Source organism: uncultured Aurantimicrobium sp., from assembly GCF_936931525.1.
GTDB lineage: Bacteria > Actinomycetota > Actinomycetes > Actinomycetales > Microbacteriaceae > Aurantimicrobium.
Window position 1 is genome coordinate 1 of sequence record NZ_CAKZII010000109.1, and the last position, 2,157, is coordinate 2,157.

At 48.9% G+C, this 2,157-nt stretch carries 2 protein-coding genes; both read right to left on the reverse strand.

Annotated elements, in window-relative coordinates; all coding sequences use genetic code 11:
* Window positions 1-137: 137 nt before the first annotated feature.
* A complete protein-coding gene (locus Q0362_RS05175) occupies window positions 138-1,769 on the reverse strand; it encodes a hypothetical protein (protein ID WP_298120747.1) in 1,632 nt (543 codons plus the stop codon).
* 50 nt (window positions 1,770-1,819) lie between these two features.
* Window positions 1,820-2,157: EamA family transporter (locus tag Q0362_RS05180; protein WP_298120751.1), on the reverse strand; the 338-nt coding region annotated here is incomplete at its 5' end.

The following is a 2,157-nucleotide window of genomic DNA, read 5'->3' on the forward strand; positions in this document are numbered from 1 at the left end:
CGTGCAGCTGCTTCCGCAGGATCACGCCCAACCGGTGCCGGTCAACGTCAGCGCAGTGCACGTCCTCAAGGACGCTAGAAAACCCACTTACAGGGAGCCACGGAATGTCCAGGGCTCCCTGTGGCTTTTAACTATTTCTAGCCGATTTTGCGCCGGAACTTCAACAGAAGCGCACCAGCAATAAACAACATATAAATGGTTGCTAATTCAAAGGTTGAGCGTGAACCGGTCTGTGCTAAAGCGGCGGTAACGGTGATGGGCACAACCGTAATTGTCGTGCTCGAAAGACCGTACAAGACAAGATCATGATTGCCAGCGCCAGTCGCAGCAGGGATAGTCACAAGTGCATTGATTTCACCTGCACCGTTTGCCTGCAGCGTCGTCAACACAACTGGAGTGGAGTGAAGTTCAATTCTGACTTGTTCATTTGCCTGGTATCCATTTCCCGAAATCGAGACTGAGCCTCCGGCAACTATCGAAGATGTTGCAATAGAAATTTCTGGAAGCATGGGGCACGGGTCGGCTAATGTCATCGAACGCAGGAAGGGGGCACTCACTCCGTTGCAGATCCCCCATGTGTTGGCAGCTACCATTTCATATCCGTCAGAGATACTCCATGGTGCCGAAACGAAATTGGTTGTTGTAAACGTTGAAAACAATGTCAACGTTGCATAGTTTTGGCCGCTTGATCCACTTTGATCAAGCGCACCGGTAGTTACGTCACCAACTAAGGGAAGCGTCTGTCCAATTGCAGTTGTATCCCAAAATGAATTTGTGATCGAACTTGTACCCCTCGAAGTTCCGATCAAGCTACCCGCGTATGTAATTCCCGTTCCCCCAGAAAGAGTCATAGCTCCAGTGACATAAGTTCGGTTCATAAAGGCCCCATTGAGCTGACCAGTAAGAAGCCCAACTTGGGTGACACCTTGCACTGCAGTCAAGTCCATCGAAGCTATTGAATATGAATCAGAGAGAGTTACGTTGTCAATATTCCCGATAAACGCAGAAGTCTGCTCAATCCACGCAGCTGAATTCACCGTGAGAGATCCAGAATTTTTCAGCAATGACATCGTTCCCCCTGAAATGTTTCCCGCAAAACCGCCAACATAAATAACTTGCGACATCGAAGCTGTTCTGGTTCGTATGTTGACGTCAACATCTGAGTTGATAGATGAGAACGAACCAGAACCACCTGAGCCAATAAAGCCACCAACACTGGCCACGTATCCAGTCTCATCGACGTTCACTGCACCTTGAGTTGAGACGTTAGTTACCTGCCCGTTGTTCCAACCAGCAACTGTCGCAATAACCCGAGAGTTTCCAGATCCTGTCACACTCACGCTCACGTTGGCAAGATTAAGGTTGTCGAGAGTTGAACCGGTTGCGAGATACCCGAATAGTGCTAGGCCTTCCCAATATTCATTCCCACTATGAGTAGCAGCAATACTCAAATTATTGATTGAGTATCCAGCACCATCAAAATGCCCTGTGAACTGTGTGGTGTAGTTACCAATTCCTGAAGACCAGTTCTGTCCGGTCATATCAAGATTCGCCGTCTGACGGAAATACTTACCGCCACCCCAGTAATAACTGCCGTTGTCTTTGAGGCAGGTCAGGTTTGCGGGGGTCTGAATGAGAAATGGGTCAAGTTGAGTTCCAGCAGCTGGCGTAATACATCCATTGGCTTGGGCTGGAGTTACAAGAGCGAGCGAGCCGGTAACCCCAAGTGTTACAGCAAAGATTAGGGCAACTAGGTAAGGGGTTTTCATGTCCGAACAGTATCGCCGCGAGTCAACAAACAAGCAATTATGCAGAAGAGTTATTCAATAATGAGAGGTATCTGGCGTTGTTCAGTCGAGAGAATCAACAAGCCTCCGAGGAGAACAACTAGCCCAACCCAGCCAATCGGTGCAATCATTTCTCCGACAACGAGCACTGCCATCACCACGGCTACCACGGGTTCAAAGAGTGTGTAAACCGCAGCACGTGAAGCTGGCATAGCTCCCAAGCCAACTGCTAGAAGCAAATGACCGACCGCTGTCGGAAACAGAACGAGATATGCCATCACCGGAATAGCGAGTGGTTGATTTTGGAATTGACCAGGATTTACAACAACAAGCGCAATCAAAATCACGAGCAAAGGTGCTGCTGAAACCA

Bases quoted from the DNA above. Each gene is read 5' to 3' on its own strand.
- Q0362_RS05175 (WP_298120747.1), bottom strand. From the start codon at position 1,769: ATGAAAACCCCTTACCTAGTTGCCCTAATCTTTGCTGTAACACTTGGG.